At 65.2% G+C, this 15480-nt stretch carries 16 protein-coding genes; 10 read left to right on the plus strand and 6 right to left on the minus strand.

All coding sequences use genetic code 11. The annotated features are described in order from the left end of the window. Window positions 1-72: 72 nt before the first annotated feature. Genes SB749_RS15335 through SB749_RS15345 form a run of 3 tightly spaced genes read left to right on the plus strand, consistent with a single transcriptional unit; the run spans window position 73 to window position 2811 of the window. A complete protein-coding gene (locus tag SB749_RS15335) occupies window positions 73-1233 on the plus strand; it encodes a BMP family lipoprotein (RefSeq protein WP_410711074.1) in 1161 nt (386 codons plus the stop codon). Window positions 1234-1270: 37 nt separating this feature from the next. Then, window positions 1271-2374, plus strand: a complete 1104-nt coding sequence (locus SB749_RS15340; RefSeq protein WP_139470381.1) for an adenosine deaminase — start codon at window positions 1271-1273, stop codon at window positions 2372-2374. After that, window positions 2371-2811 (plus strand): hypothetical protein, encoded by a 441-nt coding sequence (locus SB749_RS15345; protein WP_410711075.1) that lies wholly within the window; start codon window positions 2371-2373, stop codon window positions 2809-2811. Before SB749_RS15340 ends, SB749_RS15345 begins: the two co-directional genes overlap by 4 nt. Window positions 2812-3118: 307 nt before the next feature. Here SB749_RS15345 and SB749_RS15350 read toward each other — a convergent pair whose 3' ends face one another. The 4 genes from SB749_RS15350 to SB749_RS15365 form a co-directional block, all read right to left on the minus strand. Beyond that, entirely contained in the window at window positions 3119-4327 is a 1209-nt protein-coding gene (locus tag SB749_RS15350) for an FAD-dependent monooxygenase (protein ID WP_410711076.1), read from the minus strand. Window positions 4328-4393: 66 nt separating this feature from the next. Further along, a complete protein-coding gene (locus SB749_RS15355; protein ID WP_410711077.1) occupies window positions 4394-5104 on the minus strand; it encodes a hypothetical protein in 711 nt (236 codons plus the stop codon). 139 nt (window positions 5105-5243) lie between these two features. Continuing rightward, on the minus strand, window positions 5244-5933 hold the full coding sequence (locus SB749_RS15360; protein ID WP_410711078.1) for a GNAT family N-acetyltransferase: 690 nt from the start codon (window positions 5931-5933) through the stop codon (window positions 5244-5246). 55 nt (window positions 5934-5988) lie between these two features. After that, complete coding sequence (locus tag SB749_RS15365) at window positions 5989-6483, minus strand: MarR family winged helix-turn-helix transcriptional regulator (RefSeq protein WP_101594132.1); 495 nt, start codon at window positions 6481-6483, stop codon at window positions 5989-5991. A gap of 197 nt (window positions 6484-6680) precedes the next feature. Here SB749_RS15365 and sucC point away from each other — a divergent pair, with 197 nt between their 5' ends. Together sucC and sucD are read left to right on the plus strand one after the other, a co-directional pair. Beyond that, complete coding sequence (sucC, locus tag SB749_RS15370) at window positions 6681-7850, plus strand: ADP-forming succinate--CoA ligase subunit beta (RefSeq protein WP_410711079.1); 1170 nt, start codon at window positions 6681-6683, stop codon at window positions 7848-7850. Between the two features lie 18 nt (window positions 7851-7868). Continuing rightward, entirely contained in the window at window positions 7869-8765 is an 897-nt protein-coding gene (gene sucD, locus SB749_RS15375; RefSeq protein ID WP_139468939.1) for a succinate--CoA ligase subunit alpha, read from the plus strand. Between the two features lie 370 nt (window positions 8766-9135). On the opposite strand, the gene SB749_RS15380 is transcribed toward sucD, so the two are convergent. Beyond that, the gene (locus SB749_RS15380; RefSeq protein WP_410711080.1) at window positions 9136-9930 is read right to left on the minus strand and encodes a DeoR/GlpR family DNA-binding transcription regulator; all 795 of its coding nucleotides are present in this window, start codon (window positions 9928-9930) and stop codon (window positions 9136-9138) included. Between the two features lie 79 nt (window positions 9931-10009). Here SB749_RS15380 and SB749_RS15385 point away from each other — a divergent pair, with 79 nt between their 5' ends. The 5 genes from SB749_RS15385 to SB749_RS15405 all read left to right on the plus strand — a co-directional run bounded on the left by SB749_RS15385 (window position 10010) and on the right by SB749_RS15405 (window position 14749). After that, window positions 10010-10672 carry a bifunctional 4-hydroxy-2-oxoglutarate aldolase/2-dehydro-3-deoxy-phosphogluconate aldolase gene (locus tag SB749_RS15385; protein WP_173151989.1) on the plus strand — a complete coding sequence of 221 codons (663 nt, stop codon included), beginning with the start codon at window positions 10010-10012 and terminating at the stop codon, window positions 10670-10672. Then, window positions 10669-12009, plus strand: coding sequence for an MFS transporter (locus SB749_RS15390; RefSeq protein ID WP_410711081.1), 1341 nt, complete (start codon window positions 10669-10671; stop codon window positions 12007-12009). Before SB749_RS15385 ends, SB749_RS15390 begins: the two co-directional genes overlap by 4 nt. Then, on the plus strand, window positions 12006-12635 hold the full coding sequence (locus SB749_RS15395; RefSeq protein WP_410711082.1) for an AAA family ATPase: 630 nt from the start codon (window positions 12006-12008) through the stop codon (window positions 12633-12635). The genes SB749_RS15390 and SB749_RS15395 overlap by 4 nt, the downstream gene beginning before the upstream one ends. A gap of 71 nt (window positions 12636-12706) precedes the next feature. Continuing rightward, window positions 12707-13849 (plus strand): threonine aldolase family protein, encoded by a 1143-nt coding sequence (locus SB749_RS15400; RefSeq protein ID WP_410711083.1) that lies wholly within the window; start codon window positions 12707-12709, stop codon window positions 13847-13849. Between the two features lie 111 nt (window positions 13850-13960). Continuing rightward, a complete protein-coding gene (locus tag SB749_RS15405; RefSeq protein WP_410711084.1) occupies window positions 13961-14749 on the plus strand; it encodes a 5'-nucleotidase, lipoprotein e(P4) family in 789 nt (262 codons plus the stop codon). Window positions 14750-14869: 120 nt separating this feature from the next. Here the strand turns inward: SB749_RS15405 and SB749_RS15410 are convergent, their stop codons facing one another. Continuing rightward, window positions 14870-15277, minus strand: coding sequence for a universal stress protein (locus SB749_RS15410; protein ID WP_410711085.1), 408 nt, complete (start codon window positions 15275-15277; stop codon window positions 14870-14872). Between the last annotated feature and the right edge of the window lie 203 nt (window positions 15278-15480).

Here is a 15480-nt window from a genome sequence, read left to right on the forward strand (position 1 = left end):
GACCGTTGACTGCGGCCGGGCTCGGCCACGCTGATTACCCGGCCGGGATGCCGGGCCGATAATCTTGATGTCATGAGTCTCCGCACCCGCAGCACCTTCATCGCCGCCATCGCCGCGGCGGGTTCTCTGGTGCTGACCGGGTGCTCCGTCACGACTCCCGAAGCCCTCGAAGAGGAGACCTTGGGCTGCCTCGTCTCAGCTCCCGCCGGCTTCGACGATCACTCCGCCGGTGCCCTCACTCTCGAGGAAACGGAGCTGGCTCGCGGGGCCGGGGTCTTCTCGGGCACCTCGAGCCAGCGTGTCTCGGGTGGGGCGGCCACCTCGGCGGCATTGGATCGGATGCACGAAAACGACTGTGCACTGACCACGGTCATCGGACCCGGGGGAGCGGACGAGCTCGCGGACTTCGCCGCCGATCATCCCGATGATCTGTTCCTCGGGGTCTCCAGCGGCACCGATGACCTGCCGAAGAACGTGCTGAGCATGGACTTCGACCTCGTTCCGCCGGCATTCATCGCCGGCTACACCGCGGCTACAGCCTCGGAGACGGGGAAGGTCGGCGTCGTCGTCGCCCACGGCTTCCCACAGTCGCAGCGCCTCCTGCGTGCCTTCGACGCCGGCGTCGATCTGTACAACAAGGAGAAGGACGAGGATCTGCCGAAGGCTGAGTCCTACCGTTCCTCCTCGGGCGAGACCGCCTCGGCGAACGGTGCGCCTCGGGCGATCGAGGATACCCGCGATGCAGGGAAGGACTACTTCGAACGGTCCTTCGATGCCGATGTCGACGTGCTCGTCCCCTTCGGTTCGGCGGCCGCGATGGGCGTGATCACCGCAGCCGATGAGAAGCGGATGAAGATGAACACCGTCACCGAAGTCGACGAGGACGAGAAGGCGCCGCGGCCGAAGATCGTCTGGTACGGGACCGCGGGCGGATTCTCCGAGGCGATCGTGGCCACCGTGGAGCCGAACGTGCGCCGCGGACTGCGCACGATGTTCCCCGATTGGCCGCAGAGCAAGAACCCCGACGAGGTGGCCCCCGCTCCGAAGAAGGCGCCCGAGGAGATCGGCGGCTTCCGCGTCGCCGACCGCCACTACTGGGGCACACTCGACAACGGGGGAGTGCGCATCGTCGCCGAGGACGGATTCCTCTCCCGTGTCTCCGACGCCGGACGCGGGATCACGGACCTGCGCGAGCGGATCAAGAGCGGGGAGATCGACCCGGAGAAAGGATGAGGGGCGCGCGCGCCGCATCGGATAAGCTGAGACGGTGATGAATGTACCCGCCGGCGTCGCATCGGACGACCCCATCCTGCAGCTGCCCAAAGTCTCCCTCCACGATCATCTCGACGGCGGTCTGCGCCCGTCGACGATGCTCGAACTGGCCGACTCGATCGGTCACACCCTGCCCGCCTCCGATGCCGAATCGCTGCGCCGGTGGTTCTCCGAGTCCGCGAACTCCGGTGACCTGGTCCGCTACCTCGAGACGTTCTCGCACACCGTGGCGGTCATGCAGAGTGAGGACAACCTGCGCCGCGTGGCCAAGGAATGGGTCCTCGACCAAGTGGCCGACGGAGTCTTCTATGCCGAGGCCAGGTGGGCTCCCGAACAGCACCTCGAAGGCGGACTCGAACTCGACGCCGTCGTCGAAGCCGTCCAGGACGGTCTGGAAGCCGGTGTCTCCGAGGCCGCGGCCGAGGGCAAGTACATCCGCGTCGGACAGCTCATCACGGCCATGCGTCAGGCCGACAATTCGCTGGCGATCGCCGAACTGGCCATCCGCCATCGTGAGAAGGGCGCGGATTCCGGTGTCGTCGGCTTCGACATCGCCGGACCCGAGAACGGCTTCCCGCCGTCGGCGCACCTCTCCGCCTTCAACGCCCTGCACCAGGCCTATGTGCCGGTGACGATCCATGCCGGTGAGGCCGCCGGCAAGGAATCCATCCACGAGGCGGTCACCATCTGCCACGCTCAGCGCCTGGGCCATGGTGCGCGCATCGTCGAGGACATGGACATCGTCGACGGCCAGGGTCAGCTCGGCAGCCTCGCCGCCTGGGTCCTCGACCAGCAGATCCCGCTCGAGCTGTGCCCGAGCTCCAACCTGCAGACCGACATCGGCGGCACCATCGCCAGCCACCCGATCACGGGACTGAAAGACCTCGGCTTCGCGGTCACCATCAACCCGGACAACCGACTCATGTCCGGCACATCCGTCTCACGTGAGATGCGTCTGCTCGTCGATGAGGCCGGCTGGAACCAGACCGACCTCGAATGGGCGACGGTCAACGCCATCACCGCTGCCTTCCTGCCCCTGGATGTGCGCGAGCGCATGCTCGACGAGATCCTCATCCCCGGATTCGCCCGGGTGACCATTTGAGCTCACGCAATGACCGGGCCGCAGAGTCCGGTGCCTCACCGGAACCTGAGGGGCACGGCGTTCCGACCCCGCGGGCGATGCTGCTGCCCGTGAGCGTCCTCGGCATTCAGGCGCTGGCTCTGGTCGGGGCGGCGGTGTCGTTCGTGATCACCGCGATCACCGCCGGACCCTTGGCGACTTCGCTCATCGGTCTGGCTGTCATGTTCCTCATCTTCGCGGCCGGTGTCGGCGCCGCGGCCCGGGGCGCCTGGCGTCTGCACCGGTGGGCGCGTCCGGCGGCGATCGCCTTCGAGCTGCTCGTCATCGTCTTCGCCTTCAGCGTCATCGGCGGTTCCCTGTGGCTGGGGCTGGCGTGCCTGGTCACCGCCATCGCCGTGCTCTTGGGCTTCTTCCTGCCCGCCGTCGTCGACGCCTACAACCGCGCCCTGACTGATTGACGGGCTTGAGTGGTCGAGACGGTCACTCGCCCGGCTATAGGTCGCAATCGGATACTTTCGAGCGAGAAAAGTATCCGATTGCGACCTGAATTCTGCGCAGAGTATCCGATAGCGACCTCAGTTCTTTCGACTTCGAGCCGCTGGGTGTCGGTCAGCACGAGTTAAGTGTGGGCAGATTGCCAAAAACCGGCGTCTGATGGGCAATGTGCGCACACTTAACTCGCGTCACAGAGGTGCGACCAACAGCATCGGGCCCGCCGCACAGTCAGCGGCGGTGAGCTCGCAGCGCAGCCGGAACCTGGCCGCATCACACCGTCGGCGGTAACCATTTCTGGACGCTCGTGGCCTGAGCGGCGATGAGTCGCGACGGAATCGCTGAGAAGACGGCGTTGCGTATCCGCGCCAGCAGCGGCGATTCGAGTTGGAACACCTGCCCCATCAGCCGAGACTTCTGGGCGATCGACTGCGTCCGCGGGCGGCGCAGGGAGTCATAGCGGCCGAGTGCCGCAGCGAGGTCTGGCGGTACTGAGACGATCGGGCCCGCCTCAGATCCCGGAGACTTCCCGATCAGCGGGGCGAGCAGGACGGTGAGCGTCGCCGCGTCTTCGAGGGCCTGACCTCCGCCTTGGCCGAGGTTCGGCGTCATCGCATGCGCGGCATCCCCGAGGAGGACGACTCGGCCGCGGTGATAATGACGCAACCGGCGGGAGAGGTCGGAGATCGCGGTGCGGCGGACCTCCTCGGCGGGGGTGGCGGCGATGAGCTCGGCGATGGGGGAGTGCCAGCCCGTGAACATCTTCCCGACGGTGGCTTTCTCGTCGGCGAAGATCGCGTTCTGCGGCATATTCGCCACAGCGAACCAGTAGACGCGGCCGTCGGCCAGCGGAGCGATGCCGAAGCGGCGTCCGTGCCCGACCGACTCCCCGGCCTCGCCGGACAGATCCACCGGCACCGAGGTGATGCCCCGCCACGCGGAATACCCGGAGTACCGCGGCGCCACCGGTTCACCGTCGACGACGGTGCGGACCCGGCTGTGCAGGCCGTCGGCGCCGATGATGAGGTCGAAACGCTCTGCGTTCGATTCCGTCGTGCTCGAATCGTCGGCGGACCCGGCCCTGATGGTCAGCGTCCCGTCGGTGCCGGTCGCCGTGGCCACGGTGCCGGTGCGCACTGTCCCGGGAGCCAAAGCATCGAGCAGGATGCGGTGGAGGTCGGCCCGGTCGACGATGCGCAGGGCACCGACGGAATCATTGGGCACCTGAGCGATCCAGCGGCCGTCGGCAAGACGCTGACCTGCGGCGAAGCCTTCGACACTGGAGTCAGTCACGGCGTCGAAGGCCTCGCGCAGGCCCAGCGTCTCCAGCGCGGCAAGACCGTTGGCGAAGATCGACAGTCCCGAACCACCGGCCCTTACTTCGGGGGCACGTTCGAACACGGTGACCTCGGCTCCGGCCCTCTGCAGCCCCACGGCCGCCGAGAGTCCGCCGATTCCAGCTCCGATGACAGCGATCTTCATGAGCTCATCGTCGCACGCAGGGCGTCGGCTGGCGAGTAGCTGCGGGCGCGAAGCGGAACGGCGTGACTACTGGAGGAACTCTCCGCAGGCTTCGGTGAGGAAGTCGCCGGCGACTCCGCCCTCCTCGCCGAGGCTGATGGCGGTCTTCTGGATGCCCCACCACACGCGCGGCGAACCACCCCACTGCTGGCGGAACTCTTCGCGGCGGCCGGGATCCTCGGCGAGGTCGTCGGCGGCCAGGGCGATGCGGTCCTGAGCGTCATCGGCGGTGCAGCGCTTCTCGTCGTTCGGGCCCTTCGGGTCGAGCTCGGGGATGTCTTCGTCGTCGACGGTCTTGAGCGTGTACGCCGAGTTGCCTATCTCCTCGACGTCGAAGGTGCCGTGGATGAGCAGGAACGGGGAGGCGCCGTCATCGACGTTCTTCGCATCGACGGTGACACTGACGCTGTCCGGGCTGTCGGCGGTCACGGTCGTCTCGCCGGACTCGGGAACCTCGGGATTGCCGGTGTGCACGTAGACCTTGAGGTAGGCCTCGGTCTTCTTCTCGGCCGCCTCGGCGAGGCCCTGCCACAGCGGGTCGGTGTCCTTCGCGCCGCCGGGGGAGGAATCGACGATGGACACCTTCGGCGCATCGTCGGGGGTCTCGATCGGGGTGACCTCTTCCTTGCTCACCGAGGGGCGGGGCTGCGGGCGGGTCTCTTCGGGGGTCGACACGCAGGCCGTCGTCGTGGCAGCAATCGCAGCGGCAGACAGCAGGGCAAGGGGGCGAAGTCGCATGGTTCCTCGTGGTGTCATCAGCGTCCAGGTGGTATCGCGTCCAGCCTAATGTGCGGGATGGTCCGAGCCCGGGTGGACGCGCGGCGGGGCGGCGAAAGCGGCGGGCGCGGGCGCTCAGTTTGCGACCCAGCCCAAGGTCTCAACGCTGACGAACCTCGGCGATGAGTTCGCGCAGTCCCTTGAGCTGAGTTCCCGAGGCATCGAAGTTCGCTTCGTCAAGCCACGCTTTGTAGGCAGAGCGCAGCGCCGGCCATTCGCCGTCGATGATCGAGAACCATGCGGTGTCGCGGTTGCGGCCCTTGTACACGAGGTGCTGACGGAAGACCCCTTCGAAGGTGAAACCGAAGCGTTCGGCGGCCTTCTTCGACGGAGCATTCGCGTCATCGCATTTCCACTCGAACCGACGGAAACCGGAGGAGAAGGCGAGATCGGCGCAGAGGTACAGCGCCTCGGTGGCCGCCCGAGTCCGCGACAGTGCCGGGCCCCAGAGGATGTGCCCGATCTCCATGACGCCGTTGGCCGCATCGATGCGCATCAGCGCCTGCCGGCCCTCGGCCCGACCGGTGGATCGGTCCACGACGGCGAAGAAGAGGGGATCGGAGGAGTCGGCCGCCTCGGCGATCCAGGAATCGAAATCCCCGCGTTCGGTCTGCGGCGTCTGGGGCAGGTATCGGAACCGATCGTCGATCCCCTCTGCGGTCGACACCGCGGCGAAGAGGCTATCGCCGTGATCGGCCGCATCGAGCGGTTCGAGGTCGACATACCGACCATGGATCGTCTCTCGCCGAGGCGGCTGTGCGCCCCGGAAATTCGTGAGGTAGTCGTGCATGGCTGAGTCCTCGTCGTCGGGGTTCGTGGTGGGGCAGTTGTGACAGGAGACCGGTTCAGTCCTCGCTGCCGTCGAAGCCAGTGGACAGTTCGCGCAGCAGTCCGGCGAGTTTGCGGCTGCCGGCGGGGGTGAGACCGCTGAGGATCTCGCGCTCCTTCACGAGCAGATCCGCCAATGCGGAGTCGACGGTGGCGCGGCCGCTGTCGGTGAGGTGGACGAGCACTCCGCGGCGGTCACCCGGATCGGGGCGACGCTCGACCCACCCGCGGGCGACGAGGCGGTCGATGCGATTGGTCATGGTGCCGCTCGTGACGAGTGTCTCCTGCAGCAGGGTCGAGGGGGAGAGCTGATAGGGCTCACCGGCTCGGCGGAGGGCGGAGAGCACGTCGAAGGCCCATCCCTCGATTCCGTAATCGGAGAAGCTCGACTTCCGTGCCAGGTCCAACTGCCTGGCCAGCCGCGAGACTCGGGAGAGGATCTCCATCGGGGAGACGTCGAGATCCGGACGCTCACGTCGCCAGGCTGCGACTATTCGATCCACTTCGTCCATGAATCGATTTTACGTCCATATCAAGAATCTTGAAGGCAAAGATACTTTTTGACGAGAGATTCCTTACTCTCAGGGTCCGTTTAACGTGCAGGTTTGGATGGACGGGTGCGTTTGGGAATATGGTTGTCCTTGGTTGTTGCATCCGTCAACGAACCTGCAGGGGCCAACCACCCGGCAGCAGAAACGAAGGAAAACACGTGGATCTTTTCGAGTATCAAGCACGTGACCTGTTCGAGAAGCACGGAGTGCCCGTGCTCAAGGCCCAGGTCGCGACGACGCCAGAAGCAGCGAAGAAGGCAGCCGAAGATCTTGGCGGCGGTGTTGTCGTCGTCAAGTCTCAGGTCAAGATCGGCGGCCGTGGAAAGGCCGGCGGCGTCAAGGTCGCCAAGAACCCCGATGAGGCCGAGGCTCGCGCCAAGGACATCCTGGGACTCGACATCAAGGGCCACATCACCGAAAAGGTTATGATCGCCGAGGGTGCCGACATTGCTGAGGAGTACTACTTCTCCGTCCTCCTCGATCGGTCCAACCGCACCTATCTGGCCATGTGCTCGAAGGAAGGCGGCATGGAGATCGAGCAGCTGGCCGTGGAACGTCCGGAAGCGCTCGCCAAGATCCCCGTCTCCGCCATCGACGGCATCAATGATGCCAAGGCAGCAGAGATCGCCGAGGCGGCCGGCTTCGACGCCGAGACCGCAGCGAAGGTCGCCCCCGTGCTGACCAGCCTGTGGACCGTCTTCGAGAAGGAAGACGCCACCCTGGTCGAGGTCAACCCGCTGGTCAAGACCGGTGCCGGTGACATCATCGCCCTCGACGGCAAGGTCTCGCTCGACGACAACGCCGACTTCCGCCAGAAGGAGCACGAGGAGCTGCGCGACATCAGCGCAGAGAACCCGCTGGAGCTCAAGGCCAAGAAGCTCGACCTCAACTACGTCAAGCTCGACGGTGAGGTCGGAATCATCGGCAACGGCGCGGGCCTGGTCATGTCGACCCTCGACGTCGTCGCCTACGCAGGTGAGAACCACAACGGCGTCAAGCCCGCGAACTTCCTCGACATCGGAGGCGGCGCCTCGGCTGAGGTCATGGCCAACGGACTCGACGTCATCCTCGGCGATGATCAGGTGAAGTCCGTCTTCGTCAACGTCTTCGGCGGAATCACCGCCTGTGACGCCGTGGCCGACGGCATCGTCAAGGCCCTCGAGATCCTCGGCGACCAGGCCACCAAGCCGCTCGTCGTCCGCCTCGACGGCAACAACGTGGAAGAGGGACGCGCCATCCTCCAGAAGGCCGCGCACCCGCTCGTCACGCTCACTGACACGATGGACGGTGGAGCCGACAAGGCCGCCGAACTGGCTGCTGCCAAGTAAGGAAAGGTCTTTACAACAATGTCTATCTTCCTGAATTCCGATTCGAAGATCATCGTCCAGGGCATCACCGGCGGAGAGGGCTCGAAGCACACCGCCCGCATGCTCGCCGCCGGATCGAACGTCGTCGGCGGTGTCAATGCCCGCAAGGCCGGCACCACTGTGAAGCACAACGACCAGGCCGGCAACGAGGTCGAACTCCCTGTCTTCGGGTCCGTCGCCGAGGCGATGGAAGCCACCGGTGCCGACGTGTCCGTGGCCTTCGTGCCGCCGGCATTCTCCAAGGACGCCGCGATCGAGGCCATCGACGCCAAGATCGGTCTGCTCGTCATCATCACCGAGGGCATCCCGGTGCAGGACTCGGCAGAGGTCTGGGCCCGTGCGCAGGCGGCCGGAAACGCCACCCGCATCATCGGACCCAACTGCCCGGGCATCATCACCCCCGGTGAGTCGCTGGCCGGCATCATCCCGGCCAACATCACGAAGAAGGGCAAGCTGGGCCTCGTCTCGAAGTCCGGCACCCTGACCTACCAGATGATGTACGAACTGCGTGACCTCGGCTTCTCGACCGCCATCGGCATCGGCGGAGACCCGGTCATTGGCACCACGCACATCGATGCGCTCGAAGCATTCGAGGCCGACCCGGAGACCGAAGCCATCGTCATGATCGGCGAGATCGGCGGAGACGCCGAAGAGCGCGCAGCCGCCTTCATCAAGGAGAACGTGACGAAGCCGGTCGTCGGCTACGTCGCAGGCTTCACCGCTCCCGAGGGCAAGACAATGGGCCACGCCGGCGCCATCGTCTCCGGCTCCTCGGGAACCGCTCAGGCCAAGAAGGAAGCCCTCGAAGCTGCAGGTGTCAAGGTTGGCAAGACCCCGACCGAGACCGCCGAGCTCATGCGCGGACTCCTCGGCTGAGTCCCAGTGCGAACCGGCCGAGGCTGACACCGGCGCGGTCCGGTCGAAGCTGAGACCAGCGCGCCAGAGGTGCCTCCGTACGTCAGAAGTGATGTACGGAGGCACTCCTGGCGCGCTGTTGTGTGTTCGGGCCGAGTTCATCCGGACCGAGCGCGTTCGGACCCGAATGTCGGCCCGTGCCTGATCGGTTCGTGCCTGTTGCTTCCGGCACTGAGCCGGACCGGGAGCAAACCTCACTTGTGGGGAGCGCCCCACACCGTTGGAGGCAGAACGCCGCATTCGGCACAATTCGTCTCGGCGGCGGCGGAACACCCCGGTGCAACGGGAGTCTGTGGAGCTGCCGGTGGGTGATGCCCGAGGAGCGCAGGTCTCAGGCGTACTCGAGGTGGATTCCGGAGTCCTCGAGGCGGGTGCGTTCCTTCTCGGGCAGACGGCCATCGGTGATGATGAGGTCGAGTTCGTCGAGGTTGAGGGCCCTGAACCTGGCATGAGTGCCGAACTTCGACGAATCGGCTACTAGAATCGTGCGCTCCGCCGCCTGATCCGCCGCGCGTTTGAGGGTGAGCTTGTCTGTCTCCGAGGTGGTCAGCCCGTGGGCGAGGTCCCAGGCGCCAGCGCTGAGGAAGGCCACGTCGATCGACAGCGCGTCCAGTGTCGCAGCTGCCAGGGGGCCGCTCGAGGAGCCGCTGTTGCTGTCGATGGTGCCGCCGGTGTGGATCGCCATGACGTTTTCGGCCATGAGCCGCATGGCCGACAGGAAGTCGTTGGTCACGACGGTGATACCGCTGATCGTCAGGAGGCGTTCGACGATTGCTTCGCAGGTGGTCCCGGCATCGAGGAAGACCGTCGAACCCGGACGGACATGAGCGGCGGCCGCTCGAGCGATCGCCTGCTTCGCCGGCGTCTCGAGCTCGGTGCGCGGTGCCCGCTCTACGGGTGTCTGCTGGCGCGGAGAGCCGATCAGCCGGACGCCCCCAGGGACCGATTCGACCAGACCCGCCTCTTCGAGTGCCGCTATATCGCGACGCACCGTCATATGTGAGACGTTCATCGTCTCGGTGAGTTCACGCACGCTGAGCGCCACGGAGGCACGGAGCAGCTCGACGATCTCGTGCTGTCGCTGATCGGGAATCAGCGGGGCGGAGGGCTTCGGATGTGGGGGCACGATTCTAGAGTACCAACAATGCACACATGTTCACATCGATTCCCAAGACATGTGAATATATGTGATAGCGTGCGTGAATATGTTAACGAAGTTCGAGGCCCTCCGAGCCATCCATGACACCGGAGCCGTGCTCATCATCCGACTCGATTCCGAAGACGAAGCACTCGCCGTCGCCCATGCGGCGATCGCCGGCGGAATCCGTGCCCTTGAGATCACGCTCTCGGTGCCCGGCGCCAAGCGCATCATCACAGCGCTGAGCGAAGAGTACTCCGCTCAGGGCGTCGTCATCGGAGCAGGAACCGTCCTTGACGCGCAGTCGGCCTACAGCTGCATCGAGGCGGGTGCGCAGATGCTCGTGAGCCCGAACCTCGACAGCGGGATGCTCGAGGTCGCCAACCGCTACCAGGCGGTGAGCATCAGCGGTGCGTTCACCCCCACCGAGGTGGTCGACACCCTCAGCGCCGGTGCTGACATCGTCAAACTGTTCCCGACCGAGATCTCGGGTCCCGGATATCTCAAGACCGTCCGCGCCCCCTTGGCCCAAGCGCCGATCCTGCCCGCAGGCAGCGCGACCCCCGAGAACGTTTCAGAGTGGATCGACGCGGGTGCCGCGGCGATCGGCGTCGGCAGCTCAGTGACCAAGGCGGCCCGCAGCAGCGGAGACTACGGTGACGTCACCACCGCTGCCCGCACTATGCTCGCGGCCATCGCTTCGGCGCGCGGACGCGGAGATCAGGGATGAGCGCCGTGGCCAGCCCCCGCCGCACGGCGAAGTCAAGCAACCCGCGCCGGATCCGATGGATCTTCGTCGCCCTCCTCGTCATCGGCGGAATCGTCAACTACCTCGACCGGTCGACGCTCAGCATCGGCAACTCCACCATCGCCGAGGAGTTCGATCTCAGTGCCACCCAGATGGGTCTGCTGCTCTCGGCGTTCTCCTGGCCGTATGCGATCGCCAATCTTCCGGCCGGCTACCTCGTGGACAAGTTCGGGGCGAAGAAGATGTTCGCCTTCGCCTCCGGGGCCTGGTCGCTCGTCGGTATGGTCACTGCGGCCGCGAACTCCTTCGGCCTGCTCTACGCACTTCGAGTCGCGCTCGGCGTCGCCGAGTCTCCGTTCTTCACTGCCGGGCTCAAGGTCAACGAACGGTGGTTCTCTGCCAAGGAACGCGCATTCCCCATCGCACTCGTCAACACGGGCTCTCAGATCGCCAATGCCCTGGCCCCGCCGCTGTTGACCTTCCTGCTGCTCACCATGTCTTGGCGCGGGATGTTCATCGTCGTAGGTGCCCTGGGCATCATCGTCATGCTGATCTGGCTGCGCATCTACCGGGATCCGACGCTGCGTGAGGAACACATTCTCAAGGGTGACGACTCTGCAGATGCCTCCGCCGATGAGATCGCTGAACAGCTTGATGAGGCCACAACGGCCGAGGCTGACACCGTTGTCGAAGGAGCTGAGAAGGTCGGTTGGGGAACGCTGTTCACCAAGCCGAACACCTACTTCATGATCATCGGCGCCTTCGGCATCTTCTACACGGTCTGGGTCTACCTCACCTGGCTGCCGAGCTACATCGAGACTGACCTCGGGTTCAGCCTGCAGGAGACCGGATGGCTCGCCGCGCTGCCCTTCCTCATGGGCGTCCTCGGCGTGCTCACCGGCGGGTGGTTCTCCGGAGTCCTCATCCGTCGGGGCAGCCCCGCAATTGTGGCCAGGAAGGTGCCGATCGTCGGCGGAGCGGTCCTCGCAGCCGCCTCGGTGTTCCCAACGGCCTACCTCGACAACGTGCCGCTGATCATCGCGCTCCTCAGCCTCGGCTACTTCTTCTCCCAGGTGCCCATCGGCTGCCTGTGGACGCTGGCTTCGGATGTGGCGCCGAGCGAACAGGTTGCCTCCCTCGGTGCGATCCAGAATTTCGGCGGCTTCATCGGCGCGGCCCTCGCCCCGGTCGTCACCGGTTGGCTCGTCGACACGACGGGGAACTTCAACTCGGTCTTCCTCGTCGGCGCGATTCTGCTCATCGTCGGTGCGATCTCCTATGGCTTCTTCGTCAAGGACCGCAGCCGGGAGGCGCATTGAGTCAGTCACAGCGGCCGCAGATCTTCATCGTCATCGGTCCTGCCGGCAGTGGGAAGTCGAGCGTGAGTAAGGCAATTGCCGCCGAATTCGGGGCCGTCTTCCTCGATAAGGACGTGGTCTGCGGGCCACTCACCGAGGCTCTCCTCGAGATTGCAGGCACCGATCCAGCTGGGCGTGACGACAACCCTGTCTATCAGGACCGGGTGATGGACCTCGAATATCAGACGCTGTTGGCGATCGCGGGGGACAATCTGCGTCTGGGGCACAGCGTCGTCCTCGATGCACCCTTCGGCCGGTACCTGCCAGATGCCGACTTCCTCACAGCCAACGCCGGTGCGCACGAGTGGCCGGATGCGGAGTGGATCGTCGTGCGAGTGGCTGTCGACGGAGAGTCCGTGCGCCGGAGGGTCGAGGCTCGCGGGCTCTCGCGTGATCGTTGGAAGCTCGAGAACTGGGACGAATTCTGGACTCGAGCATCGGCGGTCGACTGCCGGTGGACCGGTGCGACGGTGGTGCACGTCGACAATGGGGGCAACGGGTTCCAACGGGCCGAAGCCATCGCCCAGGTCCAGAGACAGCGGATGATGACGACGGCCGACGGTGACGAGCGCAATCCCCGGCGTTGAGTACAACCGCCGGTGATTAGCGTGCCCGGACTGCACTGCACGCGTCGCGGTCCACGTACTAGTCTGAGATCGTGAACTCCCAGACATCTGATCAGACAGCGCAGTCGACGAACCCCGCGGACATCCTCCCCGACACCGGCACCGCCGCCCCACCTGTCGACACCAGCCCCGAGGCGCACCCTCGCAACTTCGGCTCCGACAACTGGGCCGGAGTCCACCCCGAGGTCATCGCCGCCATCGCCGAGGCCAACGTCGGCCACACTCCCGGCTACGGCGGAGATCCCTGGACACAGCGCTTCCACGACATCATGGCCCACCACTTCGGGCCCGAGGCCCAGGCGTTCCCCGTCTTCAACGGCACCGGCGCCAATGTTCTTGCCCTGCAGTCGGCGCTGCCGCGCTGGGCCGCGGTGATCACAGCCGCCTCGGCGCACATCAACTACGACGAGACCGGGGCCCCGGAGAAGGTCGGCGGACTCAAGATCGTCGGCGTCGCGACCGAGAACGGCAAACTCACCCCCGAGACGATCAAGGGTGCGATCATCGGTCGCGGCCACGAACACAATGCGCAGCCGTTGGCCGTATCGATCTCCCAATCCACCGAATGGGGCACGACCTACACCCCAGACGAGATCGCCGCGATCGCGGCCACCGCTCATGAGCTCGACATGATCGTCCACGTCGACGGCTCCCGGTTGGGCAACGCCGCCGCCCACCTCGGCGTCGGACTCGGCGACATCACGACCGCGGTCGGCGTCGACATCATCAGCCTGGGCGGGACGAAGAACGGCCTGCTCGGCGCAGAGGCGGTCGTCGTCCTCAACCCCGACATCGGCCACGGAATGCGCTTCCTGCGCAAGATGAATCTGCAGCTGGCCTCGAAGATGCGCTTCCTCTCCGCACAACTCAACGCCCTGTACGAAGGCGACCTGTGGCGGAACTCCGCCTCCCGCTCGAACGAGATGGCGCTGTATCTCGCGGACAGCCTCGCCGAGGCGGTCGCTCAGAGCCGTGTCCACGGCATCGAGATCGTGCAGAGAGTTGAGTCGAACGTCGTGTTCGTCCGGATGCCCGCCGAGGTGGCCGCCCGTGCCCGACAGACGTTCGCCTTCGCCGACTGGCCCTTGGAGAAGGACATCGTCCGCCTCATGTGCGCCTTCGACACGACGACCGAGGACGTCGACGCCCTCGTCGCCGCCATCGCAGGGGACTGATCCGACGCTCCCAGGCTGCGGAACCGTCGAGCGGCCGTGCCAGCCACGACGACTGATAACCGCCTGAACTGACAATTGTCCGCAGAGAGGAACACTGAAGAAAGAAGATGAATGAAGAAAGCCCTCGTTCCTGCCCTGACGATTCTGCTCGTGCTCATCGTCGGGGTGATCGGATACATCCTCAATTCGGGTCCGGTATCGGGCGACGAAGCGGCGGATGACTGCGACGTCTCGGCCTACACCATGGGTGTGAAGTGGCAGCAGCAGAGCGCTGAGGCGATGGCACTGCAGGGACAGACCTATGAGATGGCTGCGCGTCAGCTCGACAAGGCCGTTTCCAAGGCCCCGGACGGGGAAGATCTGGCTATCATGACCGACCTCGACGAGACTGCCATCGACAATTCGAAGCTGCTGGCTCGTGATATCGCCAAGTGCCATGACTTCAGCGGCTGGGACACCTGGGACGACTGGGAGGAGAACGGGGAGCCGACAATGATCCCCGGTGCGTTGGAATTCTTCGAACATGCCGACCAGCTCGGAGTTGACATCTACTACGTCTCGGACCGGACGGAAGAGAATCGGGCGAAGAATGTCGAAGCCATTGCCAAGTTGGGCCTGCCCCAGGCCGATGACGAACACGTGATGCTGCTTGGCCCGCCGAAGGATGAACGGCGTGCGAATGTCGAGGCGAACCACACCCTGCTCATGCAGCTCGGTGACACCCTGCACGATTTCGATGGCGCATTCGCCGATGCGTCCGTCGACGAGCAGAGGAAACTGGTGGAGAAGAACCGTGCGAAGTTCGGCACCGAATGGATCGTCCTACCCAATCCGACCTACGGCGACTGGAGCGAATCCGACCTGGACGCATGGGACGCACCGGTTCGCGCTGATGACTGAAGTCGGTCGGCGAACCGACTGCGGGCCCGGCTGAACGCCGACCCAAGCAGCGATCCCATCGAAAATGCCCCGCACTGACGACAGTGCGGGGCATTCTCGTTCCAGCGAACCGGCGCGCGACTACTTCTTCCTCCGGTCGACCTTGACGGAGACGACGGGGACGTCGGAGTCGAGGATGATGCGCTGGGCCGTCGAGCCCATGATGAGCTTGCCCACGGGGGAGCGGCGGCGTGATCCGATGACGATCATGCGGGTGTCGGCGGTCGCCTCGGCCAGCGCCAGGAGCTCTTCGACGGGATCATTGCCGCGGAGGAACTGAAGGATCTCGTGGGAGACCTCGGAAGACTTCAGCGTCTCCTTGAGTTCCTCGATGTCTTTGCTGGTGGCGACGCCGCGCTCGTCGGGAGTCTCACCGATTCCGGCATTGAGCACGACGAGGACATCGTCGAATGCGCGGGCCTGTTCGATGCCGAATTCGACAGCGGCCTTGCCTTCGGGCGAGGGGGAATAACCGACGAGGATTGTCATGATCTCTCCTGGTGCGACATTGGACGAAGCTCTCTCAATTAGTAGCATATCCGCCCTGTTCGGACGGGCGGCAGCTCACTCTGCGACGAGGAAATCGGGGAGCTTCGGCTGAGATCTTCCTCACCTCGCCACAAGTGGGCCCGTCACCATCGAACGATTTCTGTTCTGTAACCGCGCGGAAATCGCGCGAAAACCTCGCGGAA

Origin of the sequence: Brevibacterium sp. SIMBA_078, from assembly GCF_046534565.1 — a bacterium.
GTDB lineage: Bacteria > Actinomycetota > Actinomycetes > Actinomycetales > Brevibacteriaceae > Brevibacterium.

Excerpts from the sequence above, each read along its gene's own strand:
- SB749_RS15335 (WP_410711074.1), top strand. The coding sequence starts at position 73 with ATGAGTCTCCGCACCCGCAGCACCTTCATCGCCGCCATCGCCGCGGCG.
- SB749_RS15340 (WP_139470381.1), top strand. The coding sequence starts at position 1,271 with ATGAATGTACCCGCCGGCGTCGCATCGGACGACCCCATCCTGCAGCTG.
- SB749_RS15350 (WP_410711076.1), bottom strand. The coding sequence starts at position 4,327 with ATGAAGATCGCTGTCATCGGAGCTGGAATCGGCGGACTCTCGGCGGCC.
- SB749_RS15355 (WP_410711077.1), bottom strand. The coding sequence starts at position 5,104 with ATGCGACTTCGCCCCCTTGCCCTGCTGTCTGCCGCTGCGATTGCTGCC.
- SB749_RS15360 (WP_410711078.1), bottom strand. The coding sequence starts at position 5,933 with ATGCACGACTACCTCACGAATTTCCGGGGCGCACAGCCGCCTCGGCGA.
- SB749_RS15365 (WP_101594132.1), bottom strand. The coding sequence starts at position 6,483 with ATGGACGAAGTGGATCGAATAGTCGCAGCCTGGCGACGTGAGCGTCCG.
- sucD (WP_139468939.1), top strand. The coding sequence starts at position 7,869 with ATGTCTATCTTCCTGAATTCCGATTCGAAGATCATCGTCCAGGGCATC.
- SB749_RS15385 (WP_173151989.1), top strand. The coding sequence starts at position 10,010 with ATGTTAACGAAGTTCGAGGCCCTCCGAGCCATCCATGACACCGGAGCC.
- SB749_RS15390 (WP_410711081.1), top strand. The coding sequence starts at position 10,669 with ATGAGCGCCGTGGCCAGCCCCCGCCGCACGGCGAAGTCAAGCAACCCG.
- SB749_RS15405 (WP_410711084.1), top strand. The coding sequence starts at position 13,961 with ATGAAGAAAGCCCTCGTTCCTGCCCTGACGATTCTGCTCGTGCTCATC.
- SB749_RS15410 (WP_410711085.1), bottom strand. The coding sequence starts at position 15,277 with ATGACAATCCTCGTCGGTTATTCCCCCTCGCCCGAAGGCAAGGCCGCT.